This is a genomic window from Robiginitalea sp. (assembly GCF_049588695.1).
GTDB lineage: Bacteria > Bacteroidota > Bacteroidia > Flavobacteriales > Flavobacteriaceae > Robiginitalea.
The window spans coordinates 1-1,807 of sequence record NZ_JBAVZJ010000134.1 but is presented as its reverse complement, the minus strand read 5'-3'; the positions used below and the strand labels follow the sequence as shown (position 1 = coordinate 1,807).

Genomic DNA, 1,807 nt, shown 5'->3' with positions numbered 1-1,807 from the left:
TGTCGGGGGAATCAATATTTCGGACCGGTATGACAACACCATCGACACACACTTGTATTGGAGGGATACACATATAAAGTTTACAGGTCCCCTGGTACATGATTTACAAAGGCACTTTCTAGCGAGTTGGAACGCGGCCCAGCCCGAGAAACTCCTTTTTTCAAAAGACTTAATGCCCCTGGAAGAAAGTCCTGAAATCCTGCCCTATCGCGGCTATGCTCAAATGATTCCCGGAGGGCCCTTTTATCCTTTTTCCAATATCATGCTCTCGTATTTAAAGATTTTTAACCTTGCGCGCAAAACCCTGTATATCACCAACCCGTATTTCATCCCCAGTAGCAGTATACTAAATGCGCTCAAGCAGGCGGCAATGAGTGGAGTGGACGTACGACTGTTGCTGCCGGACACCTCGGATTCCTGGTTGGTAGGGGCAGCCTCACGATTTTATTTTGAAGAACTACTGGAGGCAGGAGTACGTATATTCCTGTATACCAAAGGCTTTGTACATGCAAAAACAGTTGTTGCGGATACTTCAGTGAGTGTCGTAGGAACCGCGAACATGGATATACGCAGTTTTGATCTCAACTTCGAGATTATGTCCGTAGTTTATGGGGAAGGCTTGGGAAAAAAACTGGAAGCCGTATTTTTTGAAGATTTGAAATTAAGTAAGGAGGTCGACGGCAGTTTTTGGAAGCAGCAACCTATTCATAGAAAACTAGGCTATGCTACAGCCCGATTGGTATCCTCATTTTTATAGAATAGGGATAGCCGAAAAAAGCCTGGGGGGGGGCACGCCCCCACCCCTATTCTTAAGGTAAAAACCTTTCCTGCAAAACACAATCATAACCGCCACCCCTGCTATCCTTAAATCATACAAACGATCTGCATACAATAGCTTGGGCTTTTATATTTTTGTGCCTCACAGAAATTTCCCCAGATGAATAAAGTACTTAAACGCGTTCTGAAAATACTCCTGATTGTTCTTGGTCTCCTTTTTGTTGTGGTCCTGATAGGCGCCTTTTACATCAATGGGGCCTTATTCAGCTTTGGGTTGAAACAGTCCAAACCGGATTCTGATATTGTGGAAATCCAAGTAAATGGGAACTCCTTTCGCGACCTGAATCGCAATGGCTCCCTCGATCCCTATGAGGATACACGTCTATCTATTGCAGACCGGGCGGAGGACTTGCTAACGCGTCTGACTTTGGAAGAAAAAGTGAACCTGCTCAAAGGATCCGGAATCAAATCCCTGGTCTCGATGGAAGATCCGGACCTTCTGGTACCCGGGGCAGCCGGTACCACTGAACCTATACATCGACTGGGGATTCCAAGGATATACCTGGCAGATGGGCCGGCGGGACTTCGAATAGCACCGGTGCGGGAAGACTCGGATAAGACGTATTACGCCACCGCTTTTCCGATCGCTACCTTACTGGCCTCCACCTGGAATGTGGATTTAGTAGAAAGTGTAGGGCAGTCTATGGGCAATGAAGCCCTGGAATACGGGTTAGATGTACTTCTGGCACCGGGGGCCAATATTCACCGGAACCCCCTGTGCGGCAGGAATTTTGAATACTACTCGGAGGACCCCCTCCTATCAGGGTATATGGGTGCGGCCATGGTCAACGGGATTGAATCCAATGGGGTAGGCACTTCGGTTAAACATTTCGTAGCCAACAACCAGGAAACCAGCCGATACAGCAACGATGTACTGGTCTCAGAGCGCGCCCTTCGGGAGATTTACCTTAAGGGTTTTGAGATAATCGTCAAAGAATCCCAGCCCTGGACGGTTATGTCTTCCTATAAC

Annotated in this window: 2 protein-coding genes; both read left to right on the top strand. The window is 47.5% G+C overall.

From position 1 onward, the window contains the following. A partial coding sequence (locus WBV75_RS03005) for a phospholipase D-like domain-containing protein (RefSeq protein ID WP_424119175.1) occupies positions 1–757 on the top strand: 757 nt, incomplete at its 5' end. Positions 758–937: 180 nt separating this feature from the next. Continuing rightward, on the top strand, positions 938–1,807 hold an 870-nt coding region (locus tag WBV75_RS03000), incomplete at its 3' end, for a glycoside hydrolase family 3 protein (RefSeq protein WP_424119174.1).